Below are 19,598 nucleotides of genomic sequence, written 5' to 3'. Positions count from 1 at the left end.
CAGCGTGTGGGGAATTGCCGGAATCTGGTAACCCGCTGTATCGCGCCCGCGCCGGGGGGCGCAGCCGATGCGGGTTTCTCCTTGCGTAGTTGATCGACTGTGCGCAGCCGCCAGGTTTGCATACAGTGGTTGCCTTGTTCCAAGAAGGAGACACGGCATGCGGCAGGCAGCGATAGGAAAAGGGGCGGGCCACCGTGCCCCGGCGAGGAGCACACCATGAACATCGCTCACCTGCTGCGCCGCAGCGCACAGCTCTACCCCGCCCAGCCCGCCGTGCTGCAGGGCGATCAGCTGCTGTTCACCTACCAGGCGCTGGGCGCCCGCACCGCCGCGCTGGCCGCCTGCCTGCGCGAGCGCCATGGCGTGTTGCCCGGCGACCGCGTGGCCATCTACGCCGCCAATGCGCCCGAGTACCTGGAGGCCCTGCACGCCATCCTGTGGGCGGGCGCCGTGTCCGTGCCCGTCAACTACAAGCTGCATGCCAAGGAACTGGCCTATGTGCTGGCCGACTCCGGCGCGCGCATGGTGCTGGTGTCAGAGGCCTTGTTTGCTACTGCGCAAGAGGCGGGCGCCGACCCCGCCCACACGCTGGTGCTGGGCTCCGAGGCCTACCAGGCCGCCGTGTCGCACGCCCCCCTGCCCGTGTGCGATCGCGCGCCGGGCGACCTGGCCTCGCTGTTCTACACCTCGGGCACCACCGGCCGCCCCAAGGGCGTGATGCAGACCCACCGCAACCTGCTGGCCATGACGGCCTGCTACTTCACCGATGTGGACGACATCCTGCCCGGCGACGCCATGGTCTACGCCGCACCCATGTCGCATGGCGCGGGCCTGTACAACTACGCCCAGGTGCTGCGCGGCGGGCGGCATGTGGTGCCGCTGTCGGGCGGGTTCGAGCCCGCCGAGCTGGTACAGCTCGCGGCCAGCGTGGGCCAGCTCACGCTGTTTGCCGCACCCACCATGGTCCACCGCCTGGTGGACCATGTGCGCGCCACGGGCGCCGATGTGTCTGGCTTCAAGACCGTCGTCTACGGCGGCGGCCCCATGTACGCCGACGACCTGCGCAACGCCCTGGCCGTGATGGGCAACCGCTTTGTACAAATCTACGGCCAGGGCGAAAGCCCCATGACCATCACCGCCCTGCAGCGCGCCCAACTGGCCGACCGCAACCACCCCCGCTGGGCCGAGCGCATGGTGTCCGTCGGCGTGGCGCAGTCGCTGGTGGACGTGCGCGTGGTCGATGCCGCAGGCCAGCCCGTGCCCCCGGGCGAAACCGGCGAGGTGGTGGTGCGTGGCGATACTGTGATGCCCGGCTACTGGAACAACCCCACCGCCACGGCGCAGACCCTGCAGGGCGGCTGGCTCTGCACCGGCGACATGGGCGCGCTGGATGCCGATGGTTTTCTCACGCTCAAGGACCGGTCCAAGGACGTGATCATCTCCGGCGGCAGCAACATCTACCCGCGCGAGGTGGAAGAGGTGCTGCTGCTCCACCCCCAGGTGCGTGAGGCGGCTGTGGTGGGCCAGCGCGATGCGGAATGGGGTGAGGTGGTGGTGGCCTACCTGGTCGCAGGAGAGGGCGGCGCGGTGGAGGATGCGGCGCTGGATGCGCTGTGCCTGGAACACATCGCGCGGTTCAAGCGGCCCAAGGAGTACCGGTGGGTGGAGGGGTTGCCGAAAAATAGTTATGGGAAGGTGCTGAAGACGGAGTTGCGGGGGATGGGGGTGTGACGTCTAAACTGGATGGCCTATTTCGGCCACAACCGGACCTTCGCCCAAATGACAAATTCGCGAACCGAGCTTGAGGCTGCGGCGGGCAAGCTCATAAGTGCAATTCAAAAGGAGTGGCATTCCGAAGCTGGGCAGCCGGAGTCGGCTGCGAGCGAGGCAGTCATGCATTCGGCCCACGACCTGCTGCAGGCCAGCAGATCCGGTTCGCTTGCGACCGTCATTGGCTCAGGCTCCGTATCCTCATACTTGGGCAACCAATGGGTTCAGGAACATCCGCGCGTGGGGCCCTATATTGCGGCGCTTGAAGCCGCCTGTTGAACATAAGACTGGAGTCGGCCACAGGCGGACACTGAAGATCATGGCTATGCAGACTGTTTCCATCGCATTTGGTGCTCTAGCAACCGTGCTGGGCATCTACTACTCGTTTCTTGGGTTGTCCGCAGTCCGACATCTGCGGAAGGCCGATGAAATCGATAGGGTCACGGGATGGACGCTTTTGTGGTGCTTAGATACAGACCGCTACGAGCTAGAAGGAAAACGACTTTGCAAGATTGGGCTGATTGTTTCCCTATGTAGCGCAGCGCTTTGGATTGCCGCTTTTACCGTGCATCGTGTGTCTTGAGCGTCGTCTGCTCAGGGCCCAAATCTCCCATTCGCTGCGACAGTAGACCCGCCACCCCCCACGGTTAACCCACCCCGCCTACCATCCCCCTCTTTGCCCGCAGGAACCCCTCCCATGCCCACCACCCTCAAAATCGATTTCGTCTCCGATGTCTCCTGCCCCTGGTGCATCATCGGCCTCAACGCGCTGGAGCAGGCAGCGGATCGGTTGAAGGGCGAACTCGCGCTGGACCTGCATTTCCAGCCCTTCGAGCTGAACCCGCAGATGGCGCCCGAGGGCCAGGACATTGGCGAGCACCTGCAAGAAAAGTACGGCGCCACGCCCGAGCAGAGCCAGAAGAACCGCGAGGCCATCGCGGCGCGCGGGGCGGCGCTGGGGTTTACCTTCAGCATGGACAAGCGCAGCCGCATCTACAACACGTTCGACGCGCACCGGCTGCTGCACTGGGCCGAAGAAAAGGGCGTGCAGCCTGCGCTGAAGAAGGCGCTGTTCAAGGCGTATTTCACCGACGGGCAGGACCCGAGCAACCACGAAGTGCTGGTGCGTGTGGCGGGCGAGGTGGGGCTGGATGGGGCCGAGGCGCGTGCGCTGCTGGCTTCAGACCGTTACACAGACGAGGTGCGCGAGCGCGAGCAGTTCTATCTGCAAAACGGTATCCATTCGGTGCCCGCCATCATCATCAATGAGCGCCACCTGATCCAGGGCGGGCAGCCGGTGGAGGTGTTTGAGCAGGCGCTGCGTCAAATTGCTATGCAGGGTTGATGCTATATATTTAATAGCTTATAAGGCATGATGGACGCGCGGTGAAGGCAATTTTTAGTCGTAAAAAGGGGCCAATGGCCCCTTTTTTTGATGGTGAGTCCAGCCCCCGCCTCGCCTCGCCTCACTTGCGCAGCGGGATGGCGGTGGCGCGGTCCACTGGCACGGCGGTCACGCTGTTTTGCGGTGAGCCGTCGATGAGCTTTTCGGAGTAGGTGAGGTAGACCAGGGTGTTGCGTGGCGCGTCCACCATGCGCACGATGCGCAGGCGCTTGAACAAAATGGACATGCGTTCGCTGAACACTTCTTCCTGCTGCTTGAGTGGTGCAGGGATGTGGATGGGGCCGACCTGGCGGCAGGCAATCGATGCCTCGGCGCGGTCTTCAGCCAAACCCAGCGTGCCCTTGATGCCACCCACACGGGCGCGCGAGACATAGCAGGTCACGCCTTGCACGGCGGGGTCGTCGTAGGCCTCGACGATGATGTCGTGGTCGCGGCCGATCCACTGGAAGGCGGTGTCCACCGTGCCGATTTTTTCGCCCGTCGCTGCCTGCGCCGTGCCTGCTACGCCCACCCAGGCGCTGGTGGCGGCAAGGGCCAGCAGCGCCGAGGTGGCTGCTTGCTTGAGGGCCTTCACGCAGCGGCCCCGGCTTCGGTGCAGCGCTGGGCCAGGTGGGCCAGGGCTTCTTCGACCTGGTCCACCAGCACCAGGCACAGGTCGCCGGGTTGCAGGCGGGCCAGTGCGGTGTCGATGGCGATGAATTCGCCACGGATCTCTTCCACATGCGTGGTGCGGGGCGCACCTGCCAGGCCTTCGCGCAGCAGGGCCATCACTTCACCATCGGCGCGGCCACGCTGGGCGGCGTCCTGGTACAGGATCACGTCGTCAAATGCGGCGCCCAAAATCACGGTCTGCTCGCGGATGTCTTCATCGCGCCGGTCGCCCGCGCCGCTGATGACCACACTGCGGCGGTTGCCAGGCAGCGCGTCCACGGCCTGCACCAGGGCGCGCATGGCGTCGGGGTTGTGGCCGTAGTCGGCAATCACCGTGGCACCCCGGTAGTCCATGATGTTGAAGCGGCCGGGGGCGTTGTCGCTGTCGTTCACAAAGCCCGACAGGCCCCGGCGGATGGTCTGCCAGGGCATGCCCACGCCCCAGGCGGCGCCCACGGCAGCCATGACGTTCTCGACCTGGAAGCCGATCTTGCCGTTGCGGGTGATGGGCACGTCGCGCAGGTGGATGGTTTCGCGCCACGAGCCTTCGGAGGCCACGATGGAGTCACCATCCACGTACACGGTGCGGTGGCCCTGGGCGCGGTGCGTGACCATCACGGGGTGGTGGCGGTCGCTGGCGAAATAGATCACCTTGCCGGGGCAGGCCGAGGCCATGGCTGCCACGATGGGGTCGGCGGCGTTGAGCACGGCGTAGCCCGTGGGGGCCACGTTCTGCACGATCACGCGCTTGAGCACGGCCAGGTCTTCCACCGTGGTGATGTAGTTCAGGCCCAGGTGGTCGCCCGCGCCGATGTTGGTGACCACGGCCACCTGGCAGCGGTCAAAGCCCAGGCCTTCGCGCAGGATGCCGCCCCGCGCGGTTTCGAACACGGCAGCGTCCACCTCGGGGTGCAGGAGCACGTTGCGGGCGCTCTTGGGGCCGCTGCAGTCGCCGCTGTCGATCTGGCGGCCGTTCACATACACGCCGTCGGTGTTGGTCATGCCCACGCGCAGGCCCTGGGCGGTGAACAGGTGGGCCATCAGGCGGGCGGTGGTGGTCTTGCCGTTGGTGCCGGTCACGGCCACGGTGGGGATGCGGCCGTCGTCGCCATGGGCGTACAGCTTGTCCACCATGGCCTGGCCCACGTTACGGGGCTTGCCGTAGCTGGGCGCCAGGTGCATGCGCAGACCGGGGGCGGCGTTCACTTCGACAAAGCCGCCGCCTTGTTCTTCGAGCGGGCGCAGCACGGTCTCGGCGACCATGTCCACGCCGCAGATGTGCAGGCCTACCATCTGCGCGGCGGCCACGGCGCGGGCGGCCACTTCGGGGTGCACATCGTCGGTCACGTCGGTGGCGGTGCCGCCGGTGGACAGGTTGGCGTTGTTGCGCAGGATCACGCGCTGGCCCTTGGGCGGCACGGAGTCGGGCGTCAGGTTCTGCATGGCCAGGCGGGCCACGGCGATGTCATCGAGGCGGATCTTGGTCAGCGAGGTGGCGTGGCCCTCGCCACGGCGCGGGTCCTGGTTGACCACCTCCACCAGCTGGCGCACGGTGTGCTCGCCATCGCCCAGCACCTGGGGCGGTTCGCGGCGTGCGGCGGCCACCAGCTGGTCGCCCACCACGAGCAGGCGGAAGTCGTGGCCGGGCAGGAAGCGCTCGACCATCACGGTGCCGTAGTCGGCGGCGTTCTTGTAGGCCTCTTCGAGTTGCGCGCGGTCGGTGATGTTGACCGTCACGCCCTTGCCTTGGTTGCCGTCCTGCGGCTTGACCACCACGGGCAGGCCGACCTTGAGGGCCACTTCCCAGGCCTCGTCCACGCTCTCGACCGGCTTGCCCAGCGGCACGGGCACGCCAGCGGCGTGCAGCAGGCGCTTGGTCAGGTCCTTGTCCTGGCCGATGGATTCGGCCACGGCGCTGGTCGAATCGACTTCGGCCGCCTGGATGCGGCGCTGCTTGGAACCCCAGCCAAACTGCACCATGCTGCCGCGTGTGAGGCGGCGGTAGGGGATGCCCCGGGCAACGGCGGCCTCGACGATGGAGCCGGTGCTGGGGCCCAGGCGCTCGTCTTCGTCCAGCTCGCGCAGCTCGGCGATCACGGCATTGGCGTCGAAGCTGCCGTTGCCCAGTGCGGCTTCGATGAGCTGCTGCGCGTATTCAAACGCCTTGCGGCCCACGGCTTCTTCGCTGTATTCGACGACCACCTGGTACACGCCCGCATCGCTGGTGGCGGTGGTGCGCGCAAAGGTCACAGGGCAGCCTGCCTGCGCCTGCAGGGCGAGGGCGGCTGTCTGCAGCACATGGGCCAGCGACACATCGCCGCCGCCGGTTTCGGGGTGCAGTGCGCCGATGGCGGGGAACAGGGCGCGCAGCCGGGCTTCAAACCCGGCCATCTGGCCCACGGCACGCTCGGTTTCCGAACAGGCCACCACGGCCTCGATGGCCATGTGGCGGCTCCAGAGGTTGGGGCCACGCAGGGCCCGGGTGCGGGATACATCCATGGGATTTCTTTCAGTAGTCGTCGGGGCTCGTGGGCCGCGTTCCAGTCGAAGGCGTGTGTGGCTGTGCGGGGGAGGCGTCAGGCGGGCAGCTCGGGCTCGAAGGTCTTGATGCCTGCGCCGATCAGATCCGGCGCAATGTCCAGCGCCCAGGCGGTGCCCACGGCGGCCAGCAGGGCCTCGGTGTCGGGCACCACCGCGTTGCGGCCGAAGGTGAGGTCCGCCAGCGAGCCCAGCACATGCTCGGCACTGCCCGTGGCCAGCACCACGTGGCCGTTTTTCACGAACACGGCGCGGCCGTTGTCCTTGGCGCGGTGCTCGGCGATGGCGGGCAGCGTCCCGTCCTGCGCATACAGCACCACATCGCCGTCGGACAGCGGGGCCAGGTCGGCCACCTGGGCGATGGCGGCGTTGAGCACGGCAGCGCCTTCGGCCAGCACCACGTCCACCTGGGTGCGCATCACCTTGGTCATTTGGTCCTGCTCGTGCACGTCGAATTCGACCAGGGTTTCCACACCGTCCATGTCGGTCACCACGCCCACCTGGCAGCGGTCGTAGGCCAGGCCGTCGCGCAGGATGGTGCGGGCGTCGCTTTCGATCACGGCGGCCTGCACCATCTTGTTCATCAGCAGGCGGTGGGCGGCTTCCCAGTGGGCGCAGTCGGTGGCTTCCACACGGCGGCGGTCCAGGAACAGGCCGTCGCGGCAGGCCAGGCCGGTGTGGTGGCCGCTCAGGTGCAGCAGCCAGGCCACCACGCGCGAGATGGTGGCAGTGTTGCGGGTGCCTGCGACGCCCACCAGGGGGATGCGGCCTATGCCTGCAGATCGGCCTTCATCGTCGCCTTCGGAGGGGAACAGGTGCTCGGCAATCGCCTGGCCCACGGGGCGGGGGGCGCCCACGGCGGGCTTGAGGTGCATCAGCAGGCCGGGGCCTGCGTTCACTTCAACAATCGCGCCGCCCTGAGTGTGCAGGGGCTTGGAGATGTCGCGCGCCACCATGTCGATGCCCGCGATGTCCAGGCCCACCACCTTGGCGGCCAGCTGGGCGATGTAGGCCACCTCGGGGTGCACGTCGTCCGTGCAGTCCACGGCCACGTTGCCGTTGCGCTGCACCACCACCTGGCGGCCTGCAGCGGGCACCGAGTCGGCGCCCAGGTCCTGGCGCTTGAGTTCCAGCTGCACCTTGGTGTCTGTGGCCAGGTCGATGATCTCCAGCGGGTACTCTTCTTCGTAGCCCCGGCGCGGGTCGGAGTTGAGCTGGCTGTCGATGAGTTCCTTGACCGTGTTTCGGCCATTGCCGGTGATGCTGACCACCTCGCCGCGTGCGGCGGCAACCACCTTGCCGCCGACCACCAGGATGCGGTGCTCATCGCCGGGGATGAAGCGCTCGACCATCACGTCGCTGCCCTCGGGGTAGGCCACGTGGTAGGCGGCTTCGATGTCTTCCTTCTTGTGCAGGTCCAGCGTCACGCCCCGGCCGTGGTTGCCGTCCGAGGGCTTGACCACCACGGGCAGTCCGATGTCTTGCGCTGCCTCCCAGGCTTCTTCAGGGCTGTTGACCACCTGGCCTTCAGGGATGGGCACGCCGCAGGATTGGAGCAGGCCCTTGGTCAGGTCCTTGTCGCTGGCGATGCCTTCGGCGATGGCGCTGGTGAATTCGGTTTCGGCCGTCCAGATGCGGCGCTGGCTGGCGCCGTAGCCCAGCTGCACCAGGTTGCCGTCGTTCAGGCGGATGTGGGGGATGCCCCGGTCGGTGGCAGCAGTGACGATGCAGGCGGTGCTGGGGCCGAGGTACTGGTCGTCCACCTCGGTGCGCACGCGGGCCACGGCGGCGGCCACGTCGAAAGGCTCGTTGTTGATGGCCGCCATGATGAGCGCATGGCCCTGGGCCAGTGCCACGCGTGCCACGCTCTCGTCGCGGGCGCGGAACACCATGCGGTACACGCCGCGCTGGCTGGTGCTGCGTGTCTGGCCAAAGCCGGTGGGCATGCCCGCCAGGTTCAGCAATTCAATGACGATGTGCTCCAGCACATGGCCGCACCAGGTGCCTTCCTGCAGGCGCTGCAGGAAGCCGCCGCGCTCGCCCACGCCGCAGTGGTGCTCGATCAAGGCAGGCAGCCAGGCAGTGAGGCGGTCATTGAAGCCGGGGATGGTGTTGGAGGGGTAGTCCTCCAGCTCGCCCAGGTCCAGCCAGACTTCCAGGACCGGCCGGTAGGTCCAGATATTGGGGCCCCGCAGGTAGTTGATGCGAAGCAGTTGGATGTCGTTGAGTTTCGCCATGGAGTGCAGCGGGTGTGTTTCCGGCCTGGTAAGGGCTTTGCGTGGAAAAAGGGACGAAAAGGGGGAAGGGAACTTTGCTGGACGATGATTGTGCGCCAGTCCGGGGGCTGTACGCAGTGTCAGCCAAATGGCCGCCGCAGACGTTACAGCTGGATGCCGTCGCACCGTGGCGTGCAGTATCGGTGAGAATTCTCGCTTTCGCGAGGTGGGCCAACACAGGCCGCCGGTGACGGAAAACCCAACCAAAAATGCAACATCACCATTCTGTGGACGCCTCGGGTGTCTTTTCTGGCCCTGTGGGGGCCGATCTGCGGGCCATGCTCGCTTCCAAAGAGAACGTGCTGGCTGCACTGCAGGTTGACCTGAGCACGGCACTGCGGTTTGCCACAGGGTGGGTGGTGGTGACTTCCGAACGGCTGCTGGCCTGCGACCCGGGCACCACGGCTTGGCGCAGCTGGCCCCTGGGTGAGGGCCTGGCGCTCAAGCTGCACGACCACGGCGGTGTGGGTTCCCTGGAGCTGCACAACCCCGGCGAGCGCCTGGCCTTGTGGCGATTTACCCTGGCGCACCATGCGCAGGCGCTGCGCCTGGTGCAGCGTTTCGAGCAGCAAAGTGCCCGGGGCGACAGCGGTGCCGAGGACGAAGCCGACGAGCCCGCCTGCCCCACCTGCCACACCCCGCTGCCGCCCGACACCGATGAATGCCCGGCCTGCGCCCGCGCCCAGCCGCCGCAGACTTCCACCTGGGTGCTGCTGCGCCTGTGGCGTTTTGCCCACCCCTACCGCAAGCAGCTGGCGGCCGGGTTTGGGCTGACGCTGGCGTCCACCGCCGCCACGCTGGTGCCGCCCTACCTCACCATCCCGCTGATGGACGACATCCTGATTCCGTTCCAGAACGGGCAGAAGATTGATCCAGGCCTGGTGATGCTGTACCTGGGCGGGTTGCTGATGTCGGCCCTGCTGGCATGGGGCCTCTCCTGGGCGCGCACTTACATATTGGCGCTGGTGTCCGAGCGCATTGGCGCCGACCTGCGCACCACCACGTATGAGCATTTGCTGCGCCTGTCGCTGGATTACTTTGGCGGCAAACGCACGGGCGACCTGATGGCGCGCATCGGGTCGGAAACCGACCGCATCAACGTGTTCCTGTCGCTGCACGCGCTCGACTTCATCACCGATGTGCTGATGATCGTGATGACGGCGGCGATTCTGTTCTCCATCAACCCGTGGCTGGCGCTGGTCACGCTGGTGCCGCTGCCCTTCATCGGCTGGATGATCCACACCGTGCGCGACCGCTTGCGCACCGGGTTCGAAAAGATCGACCGGGTGTGGTCTGAGGTCACCAACGTGCTGGCAGACACCATCCCCGGCATCCGCGTGGTGAAGGCATTCGCCCAGGAAAAGCGCGAAGCCCAGCGTTTCCGCGACGCCAACCAGCACAACCTGGAAGTGAACGACAAGCTCAACAAGACCTGGAGCCTGTTCACGCCCACGGTCTCGCTGCTGACCGAAATCGGCCTGCTGGTGGTCTGGGCCTTTGGCATCTGGCTGGTGTCACGCAATCAGATCACGGTGGGCGTGCTCACGGCCTTCATCGCCTACATCGGGCGTTTCTATGGCCGGCTGGATTCGATGAGCCGCATCGTCTCGGTCACGCAAAAGGCCGCCGCTGGCGCCAAGCGCATTTTTGACATCCTGGACCACGTGAGCAACGTCCCCGACCCTGCCCAGCCCGTCAAGGTGGACAAGGTGCAGGGCGCCATCAGCATGCAGGGCGTGGGCTTCCGCTACGGCAGCCGCGCCGTCATCAAGGGGCTGGATCTGGACATCCGCCCCGGCGAGATGATTGGCCTGGTGGGCCACAGTGGCTCGGGCAAGAGCACGCTGGTCAACCTGATCAGCCGCTTTTATGACGTGAGCGACGGCTCCATCCAGGTCGATGGCATCGACATCCGCCGCTTTGCGGTGGCCGACTACCGCCGCCACATCGGCCTGGTACTGCAGGAACCCTTCCTGTTCTTCGGCACGATTGCCGAAAACATCGCCTACGGCAAGCCCGAGGCGACGCGCGAGGAAATCGTGGCCGCCGCCCGCGCTGCCCACGCGCACGAGTTCATCCTGCGCCTGCCGCATGGCTACGACTCGCTGGTGGGCGAGCGCGGCCAGGGCCTGTCCGGCGGCGAGCGCCAGCGCATCAGCATTGCCCGCGCGCTGCTGATCGACCCGCGCATCCTGATCCTGGACGAGGCCACCTCGGCCGTGGACACCGAGACCGAAAAGGAAATCCAGAAGGCGCTCGACAACCTGGTGCAAGGCCGCACGACGATTGCCATTGCCCACCGCCTGTCCACCCTGCGCAAGGCCGACCGCCTGGTGGTGATGGACCGGGGTGAGGTGGTGGAAGTGGGCCCGCACGACGAACTCATGGAAAAACAGGGCGCCTACTGGCGGCTGTACGAAGCCCAGGCCCGCCGTGCCGAGGAAGACGCGCAGGCCGCGGGCGTGATCATCGACAGCAGCCTGCTGCACCCGGCCCACCCTGCGGGCAACCCCTGAGACACCGCGAGCGCCCTGCCATGAATGCATCCCTGACCCCATCGCCTGCTCCCTCCTTCCAGCTGGCCCGCAACCCGCATGGCCGCCTGGTCCTGACCCTGGCCGACGGCACGGCGCATGAAGGCGTGACGCCCGTGCGCGCCTTTCCCATCGCCGCGCCCGGCGAGGGCCTCTCGCTGGTGGGTGCGGACGGCCATGAGCTGCTGTGGATTCCCCGGCTGGAGCAGGTGACAGGCCCGACCCGGCAGCTCATCGACGAGGAGCTGGCGGTGCGCGAGTTTGTGCCCACTATCGAAAAAATCATTGCGGTGTCTAGCTTTTCGACACCCAGCACCTGGCAGGTGGAGACCGACCGGGGCCCCGCCAGCCTGGTGCTCAAGGCCGAAGAGGACATCCGCCGCCTGGGCGGGCGCACCCGGCTGCTGATCGCTGGGGGAGACGGCATGCAGTTCCGCGTCAAGGACACCACCGCGCTGGACCGGCACTCGCGCAAGCTGCTGGAACGTTTCCTCTGACCGGCCCGGGCCCTGCAGATCCTCGGCAGCGGCCCCTTTTCCTCGCATTTCCCCTGCGCTGACAGCCTCCGGGCGTTCCGCGGGGCGTTGCCACAAAGCGTCAAAACCACAGGCACAGGCCGTGGTTGTGCTCGTTCGCGCGCTCAATCAGCAGTTTTGCGCTGGATCAGGCTGCTGCATGGCCCGAAGATCTGCTGAAAACTAAGTGAAAACCCTGAATTTGGGTCAATCGGTGAAAAAGACCTAAATTTCCCCTTCTTTTTGCCGTTATGAATTACGAAGACGGCGGAAAACCCTCTGCGCGTCGAAACACATTCATCCACCTTCGGGGCCACTGCCATGCAAATGCCACCTGTCGATCGATCGCCGAGTTGGCGTCCTCAGGGCGCTGATTTGTATTCCACTGGCGCCTCCGGCGCGCCGCCAGTGCGGCCTATCAATGCGCCCAATCCTGTCGAGTCCATGGACCGGATGGGTGAGGGTGCCATCGTGCGCGAGCCCGACAAGCCCTCCGCGCCGGATGTGACGAACCGGGACTGGACCGAGGTCAAGAAAAAAGAAACGGTGGAAGAGCCGCCCGAGCCACCCAAGGAGCCCATCTACAAGCAGCTGCTGGAACTCATCCAGTCGATGTGGCGGGCCAGCGGCACGGCCGTGGAGGTGGCGCAGGACATCAACAAGATGACCTTGCAGGAGCGTATGGCGCAGCAGGTCAAGAATGAGCCGCTCACTTACTCAGACCCCAAGGTCAAGCGTACCGGCGGGTTGTGAGATTGCTATTGTTTTAATAGCTATTTGCGCTTGATGGTCGCGCGGTAGCAGCTCATTTTGTTCATACTTCCCTCGGCATCACGGCCGGGGTGACGAGGCGGCCCGCTGCTCCCGGTACTTGGCGGCGAAGACCCGCACTTCCTCATACGACACAAAACCGTCCTTGTCGGTGTCTGCGTCATCGAACGCGGCCGCGAGCCGGGGGAACAGCTGCACCTCGGTGCGGCTGAGCTTGCCGTCGCCGTTGAAGTCCAGCATCTTGAAGTCGCGCTGCGCCTTGGCTTCGCCTTTGCTGGGGGCGGGGTGGGGCGTATCAGCGTCGGGTGTCTGGGCCCATGCGACGCTGCAGGCGCCGATCCAGAGGGCGGCCACGCAGGCCCGGAGGGTGTTGGTGTGCAAAAGGGGGCTCCTTGGATGCGGACCCTGGCCCGCACCCAGACAGACCACGAACCGGCCAGTCAGTTCCCGGCGGCCCGTTGCGGCACGGTGTTGGAGATGCCGCTGCTCACATGCCCGGCCGGCACATGGCGCGCGGCCGAGGTCACATGGCCTGTCTGGTCGTCGAAGAAAAAGTCGGGCTCGAACTCGCGCAGGAACTCGCCCTTGGGCAGCCCGCCCAGGAACATGGCTTCGTCCACGTTGATGTCCCAGTCCATCAGCGTGCGGATGGCGCGCTCGTGGGCCGGCGCGCTGCGGGCCGTGACCAGGGCGGTGCGTATACGCATGCCCGTGGTGCCGCCCGCCTCCCCGGCGGACTGCAGCCGGTGCAAGGCTGCCAGCAGGGGTTTGAAGGGGCCGTCGGGCAGCGGCAGGGAGGCCTTGTCGGTCTCGTGCTGCTGAAAGGCCGCCAGGCCCTCGGCCTGGTACACGCGCTCGGCTTCGTCCGAGAACAGCACGGCGTCGCCGTCAAAGGCAATGCGCACTTCGGTCGGGTTGGCGTCGCCTGCCTGCATGGATTCGGTCACCACCCGCGCCGCTGGGTAGCCCAGGTGCAGGGCTTCGCGTACATCGGCTTCGTTGGCCGACAGGAACAGGTGGGCGCCCAGCGGCCGCAGGTAGCGGAACGGGTCGCGCCCCTGTGTGAACACGCCGCGCTGGATGGTGGGTAACCCATGGGCATGGCACGAACGGAACACGCGCATGCCACTCACCGGGTCATTGCGCGAGAGCAGAACTACCTCGACGCGCTGGTGCTCCGATGTGTTGAAGGCGAGCAGCTTGCGCACCAGCGAAAACGCCACGCCCGGCGCGGCGGGCACATCCAGCCGCTGACGCTGAAGGTCTACATAGGCGCGGTCGTTGTCTTTCTCGAAGACGCGGTTTTCTTCTTCAAAGTTGAACAGCGCGCGCGAGGAGATCGCCACCACCAGCTTGTCGTCCAGTGTTACAGCCATAAGGTCACTTCACAAACTGGTTGAGCTGGATGATGGGCAGCAGCACGGCCAGCACGATCAGCATCACGATGCCGCCCATGCCCACGATGAGCAGCGGCTCCAGGATGGTGGCGAGCGCCATCGCGCGGCGTTGCACTTCGGTCGAGAGCTGGCGTGCGGCGCGCTGCAGCATCACAGGCAGCTGGCCGGTTTGCTCGCCCAGGCGCGCAAACATCGACAGCAGGCCGGGAAAGCGTTTTTTCTGCGCCAGCGCCGAGGCCAGGGGCGCACCTTCGCGCACCAGCACCAGGGCATCCAGTGCGTCGGCGCGCAGGGCGCGGTTGCTCAGGGTTTCGGCTGCGGCCTGCAGGGATTTGAGGATGGGCACGCCCGCACCCGAGAGCATGGCCAGCGTGCCTGCAAACCGGGCCGCGTTGTAGCCCCGGGCGAGCTTGCCCACCAGAGGCAGCTTCAGCCAGGCGGCGTCAAATTTTTCGCGCACAGGGTCAATCACAAGCGCCCACCGGGCTCCCACGGCGGCCAGCAAGATGGCTCCCAGCATTACCCAGCCATAGTTGCGCACAAATGCGCTCAGGCCCAGCATGGCCACCGTCAGGAACGGCAGCGCCCGTTTGGTGCCTGCAAACACGCTGGCCACCTGCGGCACCACATACCCCACCAGGAAGAGCACGATGGCAATGGCCACCAGCGTGACGATGGCCGGGTAGAGCGCTGCACCCACCAGCTTGGCCTTGAGCGCCTGGCGTTCTTCCAGGTCGTCGGCCAGCCGCTCCAGCACCAGGCCCAGGTTGCCGCTGTGCTCGCCCGCGCCAATCACGGCGCAGTAGATGTCCGAGAACTCGCGCGGGTGCTGCGACAAGGCCCGTGCAAAGGTCGATCCGGCATTGACCTCGGCCCGCAGCGCGGCCACCAGGTGGCGCTGGCGTTCGTCGTCGGCCTCTTCGGACAGCGCTGTGAGCGCCCGCTCCAGCGGCAGCCCCGAAGAGACCAGGCCCGCGATCTGCCGCGTCCAGATGGACAAGGCATTGGCGCTGAACACGGGCCGTGTGAACAGGCGCTGGCCCAGGCTGGCGGCGCGGCCGTCCTGCGACTGGCCGGTCTGCACCAGCTCCACCGCCAGCGGCACCAGGGCCTGGGCCCGCAGCAGGCTGCGCGCCGCCTTGGCGGTGTCGGCCTCCATGAGGCCCTTGCGGGTCTGGCCCTGGGCGTCCAGGGCTTCAAAGGAAAAAGCGGGCATGCGGGCGTGGGCGGTTGGGCGGTGTCAGGGAAATCAGGTGGTCCCACCACAGGCGAATAACAACAAGAAATCGCGGGCGGGATCGCTGCAGCCCCTGATGGTAGCCGTTACCCGGGGCGCTCCGCACCAGGCCACGCCCCCGCCTGCGAGATGACCCAAGTCAAGACCTTGAAGCGCCGGGTACGCAGAATAAGACGTGGTCTGCGGCACCGGGCTGCAGGCGTTCTGGACGGACAAGGAGTCTTTCATGCTGAGGAACAAGGTCGCGTTGGTCACAGGTGCTTCGTCGGGCATCGGGCGTGCAATTGCTCTGGTGTGGGCGCGCGAGGGTGCCCGGGTGGTGGTGTCGGACGTGAACGTGCGGGCGGGCGAAGAGACTGCTGCCATGGTGCGGGCCGCTGGGGGCGACGCCCTGTTTGTGGCGGCCGATGTGGGCAGGCCCGAGGACTGCGAGGCCCTGGTCAGCCGCGCCGTGGCCCACCATGGCCGCCTGGACATCGCATGCAACAACGCGGGCATTGGTGGGCCCCAGGCACCCACGGCCGACTACCCGCTGGACGGCTGGGCCCAGGTCATCAACATCAACCTGTCGGGCGTGTTCTACGGCATGAAGTACCAGATCGCGGCCATGCTCAGGAACGGTGGTGGCAGCATCATCAACATGGCGTCCATCCTGGGCGCCGTCGGCTTTGCCACGGCCCCGGCCTACACCGCCGCCAAGCATGGCGTGGTGGGGTTGACCAAGGCGGCGGCCCTGGAATACAGCGCGCAGGGCGTGCGCATCAATGCCGTCGGTCCGGCCTTCATCCACACGCCCATGATCAGCGGGCTGGAGCAGGATGCGGGCATCCACGCCATGCTGATGGGCGCTCACCCTGTCGGGCGCCTTGGGCAGCCGGAAGAGGTCGCCGAGCTGGTGGCCTGGCTCGCATCGGTCAAGGCGTCGTTCGTGACCGGGGCGTATTACCCGGTGGACGGGGGCTACCTGGCGCGTTGAGCGCTCTTCACGCAGACACCACCTGGCCTGGGGCGCCGAGGGCGCTGTGGGCCTGCGCGGCAATGTCCAGCGACCTCAAGCGCAGCGCCGGGTCGTACACATCGCTCACCAGCATCAGCTCGTCGGCGCCTGTGGCGTCGCTGAGTTGCGCCAGGCCTGCGCGCACCGTGTCCGGCCCGCCGATCACGGCAGCGGCCAGAAAGTCGCCGATGGCTGCACGTTCCTGCGGTTGCAGGCGCGCGGCGTAGTTCTCGACCGGGGGCAGCAGGCGGCGCCGGTCGCCCGTCAGGATGCCCAGCACCCGCTGGTAGGTGCTGCTGGCCAGAAACTCCGCTTCCTCATCGGTGGGCGCCGCGATCAGCGGCACACCAATCGCCACATAGGGCTGGGGCCAGGCGGCAGAGGGGCGATAGAGCTGGCGGTACAGGTCAATCGCCTGGTGCAGCAGGCGTGGCGCGAAGTGCGAGGCAAAGGCATAGGGCAGGCCGCGCTCGGCAGCGAGTTGTGCCGAAAACAGGCTGGAGCCCAGCAGCCAGATCGGTACATTGGTACCCGCACCCGGCATGGCAATCAGACGCTGGCCGGGCTCGGCGGGGGCCAGCAGGCGCTGTAGTTCGGCCACGTCCTGCGGAAAATCATCGGCCGTCTCCACCCGGCTGCGGCGCAGCGCGCGCATGGTGGCCGGGTCGGTGCCGGGCGCGCGGCCCAGACCCAGGTCGATGCGGCCGGGATACAACTCGGCCAGGGTGCCAAAGGCCTCGGCCACCACCAGCGGCGCGTGGTTGGGCAGCATCACACCACCCGAACCCACGCGGATGCGCGAGGTGCCACCCGCAATGTGCCCCACCAGCACGGCCGTGGCCGAGCTGGCAATGCCTGCCATGTTGTGGTGTTCGGCCAGCCAGTAGCGGGCAAAACCCAGTTTCTCGGCGTGCTGTGCAGTACGCAATGCAATCTGCAGGGCATCGGCCACGGTGCCGCCTTCGCGGACGGCCACCAGGTCCAGCATCGACAGGGCGGGGCGGCGGGAGGTAGAAGTCATGGGCCGCATTGTCTGGCCACTGGCGCCTTTGTGCTGGCGCCCGGGCAGAGCTGGCAAGGCCTGAAGGGTTGCCCGGCGCGTTTTTTACGGCCGGGACATTTTTTGGTAGCCAAAACGGCGATGGCGCCACAGAATGTTTCAAGACTTTTCCGCGCGGGCATGTTCCGGTGTGCGCGGACAGTGGCCGCAAAAGGGATGACGATGGGTTTTTTCAGCCGTTTGTTCAAGATCAAGGAGCAGGATCCGACCAGCCCTGACACCACCTGGGCGATGGAGGACAACGGCAGCGAACTGGTGCTGGACGCGGAATACGCGGCCACCCTCATGACCGAAATCGACATCGATGCCGCCATTGCCAGCCACGAGCGCTGGCGCCTGCAGCTGCAGGACATGGTCAACGGCCGCTCCGACGAGGTCATGCGGCCCGAGCGCATCTGCCACGATGACCGCTGCGACCTGGGCCGCTGGCTGTATGGCACGGGGCGCGTGCGGCTTGGGCACTATCCGGCGTTCGAGATGCTGGTGGCCCGCCACAAATACTTCCACCAGCAGGCCGCCGACGTGGTCACGCTGTTCCAGTCCGGCGAGCAGCAAAAGGCGGTGCAATTGCTCAACAGCAGCTGCCGCCACGCCTCCAACCAGGTGCTTCTGCTGCTCAAGGAACTCAAGCGCGGTCTGGGGCGCTGAGCCTCGCACACCGCGCATGGCCCGGCGCTTGTGCCGCTGTTCGCTCTGTCTTTGATAGCTATTAACGCTTGATGAAAAGCGCAGGCACTGGTTTTAACCGGGCTTTTGCACGCACCGTGCTGAGTGCATAGCCCCTGCGCCCACCTGTCTGGCCGCAGTCCACCAGCATCGGCACACAGCTCTTACATCTGCAGACATGCCCCGGTGCCAGAAACCGCGATGGCATGGCTATCCTGCGGCGCGCACCGCCCCCCAGGTATCGGCCTGGGCGCTGGCGTTGGTGCAGACACAAACCAGCACGATAAAAAGAGGGAATCCCGATGGACCGCCGTAAATTGTTGACGCTCGCCACCCTGGCATCTGGCGTGAGCGCCGTATCCCCTGTGTGGGCACAGTTCGACCTGGGCAAGGTGCTCGATGCAGGCAAGGACCTGGCAAAATCCGAGTCGCTGACCGACGAAGAAGTCAAAGCCGCCTTTGACCAGATGGCCGCCGAGAGCGACCGCCAGAACCGCATCGCCCCCGCAGGCAACCCCTATGCCTCGCGCCTGAACAAGCTCACGGCCGGTCTGGGCACCTACGACGGCCTGAAGATGAACTTCAAGGTCTACCTCACCCCCGACACCAACGCATTTGCCATGGCCAACGGCACCATTCGCGTGTACTCGGGCCTCATGGACAAGTTCACCGACGACGAAGTGCGCTACGTCATCGGCCACGAAATCGGCCACGTCAAAATGGGCCACAGCAAGGCCCGCATCCAGGCCGCCTTGCGCACCAGCGCGTTGCGCAACGCCGTGGCCTCCAGCAACAGCAAGGCCGGTGCGGTGGCCAGCTCGCAACTCGGCGACCTGTTTGAAAAAGTGGTGCGCGCCCAGCACTCCCAAAGCAACGAGCGCGAGGCCGACGACTACGCCATGGGCTTCATGAAAGCCAAGCGCTACGACGGCAAGGCCTGCGTGACGGCGCTGGAGAAGCTGGCCGCGATGTCAGGCGGGGATTCGAGCAATTTCCTGTCCACCCACCCGTCGCCCAAGGAGCGGGCGGAACGGATGAAGACGCAGATGGCGTAAGCTTGCGCAACGGCTGACAACCCTGGTGGGCTGTACCGCGTCTTCGGGCGCGGTATTTTTTTGCCTGGCGGATGTAGGCTGGCCGGTGACATTGGCAGCGCAGGCGCATGGCCCGCCTTCCGCCTTCCGCCTTCTGCCCTCTGGTCTCCGGTGTCAGTAGCTCCGCCCCCCCTTGTACATCGCATGCTGCCGCCGGTTCAGCGTGGCCGCTTCGCCCAGTCGCCCCATGGCAGCACCTGCGTGGGCGTGGGTGATGGCCATGCCCAGACCGTCGGCCGCATCGGTGCCGGGCAGCCCGGGCAGTTGCAGCAGCCGACGCACCATTTCCTGCACCTGGCTCTTGGCCGCACGGCCGTGGCCGACCACAGCTTTTTTCATCTGGAGAGCGGTGTATTCGGCCACGGGCAAATTGCTGGCCACCAGGGCGGTGATGGCGGCGCCGCGTGCCTGGCCCAGCAGCAGGGTGGACTGGGGGTTGACGTTGACGAACACGATTTCGACCGAGGCCACATCGGGCTCGTAGCGTGCCGCCACCTCGGTGATGCCGTCAAACAGAATCTTCAGGCGCCCGGGCAGGTCGCCCAGTGCGAGGGTGGTGGTGCGGATGGTGCCGCTGGCCACGTAGCTGAGCCGGTGTCCGTCCACGTCCACCACGCCAAAACCGGTGGTCTGCAGGCCGGGGTCGATGCCAAGAATACGCATTGCTATAAATTCAATAGCTATTTG

16 protein-coding genes are annotated in these 19,598 nt (G+C 66.3%); 8 read left to right on the top strand and 8 right to left on the bottom strand.

Annotation, left to right across the window (positions count from 1 at the left end; translation table 11 throughout):
* Window positions 1–216 precede the first annotated feature (216 nt).
* Together ACSQ3O_RS22600 and ACSQ3O_RS22595 are read left to right on the top strand one after the other, a co-directional pair.
* Window positions 217–1,731, top strand: coding sequence for an AMP-binding protein (locus ACSQ3O_RS22600; RefSeq protein WP_436140557.1), 1,515 nt, complete (start codon window positions 217–219; stop codon window positions 1,729–1,731).
* A 736-nt stretch (window positions 1,732–2,467) separates the two neighbouring features.
* Window positions 2,468–3,115: a DsbA family oxidoreductase gene (locus tag ACSQ3O_RS22595; RefSeq protein WP_436140556.1), complete on the top strand. Its 648-nt coding sequence runs from the start codon at window positions 2,468–2,470 to the stop codon at window positions 3,113–3,115.
* Between the two features lie 121 nt (window positions 3,116–3,236).
* Here the strand turns inward: ACSQ3O_RS22595 and ACSQ3O_RS22590 are convergent, their stop codons facing one another.
* The 3 genes from ACSQ3O_RS22590 to ACSQ3O_RS22580 all read right to left on the bottom strand — a co-directional run bounded on the left by ACSQ3O_RS22590 (window position 3,237) and on the right by ACSQ3O_RS22580 (window position 8,601).
* Window positions 3,237–3,716, bottom strand: coding sequence for a CreA family protein (locus ACSQ3O_RS22590; protein WP_137745941.1), 480 nt, complete (start codon window positions 3,714–3,716; stop codon window positions 3,237–3,239).
* Between the two features lie 29 nt (window positions 3,717–3,745).
* Window positions 3,746–6,325, bottom strand: coding sequence for a cyanophycin synthetase (gene cphA, locus ACSQ3O_RS22585; protein WP_436140555.1), 2,580 nt, complete (start codon window positions 6,323–6,325; stop codon window positions 3,746–3,748).
* A gap of 77 nt (window positions 6,326–6,402) precedes the next feature.
* The gene (locus tag ACSQ3O_RS22580) at window positions 6,403–8,601 is read right to left on the bottom strand and encodes a cyanophycin synthetase (protein WP_436140554.1); all 2,199 of its coding nucleotides are present in this window, start codon (window positions 8,599–8,601) and stop codon (window positions 6,403–6,405) included.
* Window positions 8,602–8,849: 248 nt separating this feature from the next.
* Here ACSQ3O_RS22580 and ACSQ3O_RS22575 point away from each other — a divergent pair, with 248 nt between their 5' ends.
* The 3 genes from ACSQ3O_RS22575 to ACSQ3O_RS22565 all read left to right on the top strand — a co-directional run bounded on the left by ACSQ3O_RS22575 (window position 8,850) and on the right by ACSQ3O_RS22565 (window position 12,442).
* On the top strand, window positions 8,850–11,156 hold the full coding sequence (locus ACSQ3O_RS22575; protein WP_436140553.1) for an ABC transporter ATP-binding protein: 2,307 nt from the start codon (window positions 8,850–8,852) through the stop codon (window positions 11,154–11,156).
* Window positions 11,157–11,176: 20 nt separating this feature from the next.
* Entirely contained in the window at window positions 11,177–11,671 is a 495-nt protein-coding gene (locus ACSQ3O_RS22570; protein ID WP_137745801.1) for a DUF1854 domain-containing protein, read from the top strand.
* Window positions 11,672–12,010: 339 nt separating this feature from the next.
* On the top strand, window positions 12,011–12,442 hold the full coding sequence (locus ACSQ3O_RS22565; protein ID WP_137745802.1) for a hypothetical protein: 432 nt from the start codon (window positions 12,011–12,013) through the stop codon (window positions 12,440–12,442).
* Window positions 12,443–12,520: 78 nt separating this feature from the next.
* Here the strand turns inward: ACSQ3O_RS22565 and ACSQ3O_RS22560 are convergent, their stop codons facing one another.
* From ACSQ3O_RS22560 to gspF, 3 genes are all read right to left on the bottom strand, one after another.
* Window positions 12,521–12,799 carry an EF-hand domain-containing protein gene (locus ACSQ3O_RS22560; protein ID WP_436141164.1) on the bottom strand — a complete coding sequence of 93 codons (279 nt, stop codon included), beginning with the start codon at window positions 12,797–12,799 and terminating at the stop codon, window positions 12,521–12,523.
* A gap of 101 nt (window positions 12,800–12,900) precedes the next feature.
* Window positions 12,901–13,836: a 5'-nucleotidase gene (locus ACSQ3O_RS22555; protein WP_436140552.1), complete on the bottom strand. Its 936-nt coding sequence runs from the start codon at window positions 13,834–13,836 to the stop codon at window positions 12,901–12,903.
* Window positions 13,837–13,840: 4 nt separating this feature from the next.
* Window positions 13,841–15,073, bottom strand: a complete 1,233-nt coding sequence (gene gspF / locus ACSQ3O_RS22550) for a type II secretion system inner membrane protein GspF (protein ID WP_436140551.1) — start codon at window positions 15,071–15,073, stop codon at window positions 13,841–13,843.
* A gap of 247 nt (window positions 15,074–15,320) precedes the next feature.
* Here gspF and ACSQ3O_RS22545 point away from each other — a divergent pair, with 247 nt between their 5' ends.
* Entirely contained in the window at window positions 15,321–16,070 is a 750-nt protein-coding gene (locus ACSQ3O_RS22545; protein WP_436140550.1) for an SDR family NAD(P)-dependent oxidoreductase, read from the top strand.
* Window positions 16,071–16,077: 7 nt separating this feature from the next.
* Here the strand turns inward: ACSQ3O_RS22545 and ACSQ3O_RS22540 are convergent, their stop codons facing one another.
* Window positions 16,078–17,112, bottom strand: a complete 1,035-nt coding sequence (locus ACSQ3O_RS22540) for an LLM class flavin-dependent oxidoreductase (protein WP_436140549.1) — start codon at window positions 17,110–17,112, stop codon at window positions 16,078–16,080.
* A 201-nt stretch (window positions 17,113–17,313) separates the two neighbouring features.
* Here ACSQ3O_RS22540 and ACSQ3O_RS22535 point away from each other — a divergent pair, with 201 nt between their 5' ends.
* Both ACSQ3O_RS22535 and ACSQ3O_RS22530 read left to right on the top strand, forming a co-directional pair.
* Window positions 17,314–17,799, top strand: coding sequence for a CZB domain-containing protein (locus ACSQ3O_RS22535; RefSeq protein ID WP_063459170.1), 486 nt, complete (start codon window positions 17,314–17,316; stop codon window positions 17,797–17,799).
* Window positions 17,800–18,119: 320 nt separating this feature from the next.
* Window positions 18,120–18,872 (top strand): M48 family metallopeptidase, encoded by a 753-nt coding sequence (locus ACSQ3O_RS22530; protein ID WP_436140548.1) that lies wholly within the window; start codon window positions 18,120–18,122, stop codon window positions 18,870–18,872.
* A gap of 153 nt (window positions 18,873–19,025) precedes the next feature.
* Here the strand turns inward: ACSQ3O_RS22530 and ruvC are convergent, their stop codons facing one another.
* On the bottom strand, window positions 19,026–19,574 hold the full coding sequence (ruvC, locus tag ACSQ3O_RS22525; RefSeq protein ID WP_137745809.1) for a crossover junction endodeoxyribonuclease RuvC: 549 nt from the start codon (window positions 19,572–19,574) through the stop codon (window positions 19,026–19,028).
* Between the last annotated feature and the right edge of the window lie 24 nt (window positions 19,575–19,598).

It is taken from the genome of Acidovorax sp. LjRoot74, assembly GCF_964254355.1.
Classification (GTDB): domain Bacteria; phylum Pseudomonadota; class Gammaproteobacteria; order Burkholderiales; family Burkholderiaceae_C; genus Acidovorax.
This window is presented reverse-complemented; position numbering and strand designations above follow the sequence as displayed.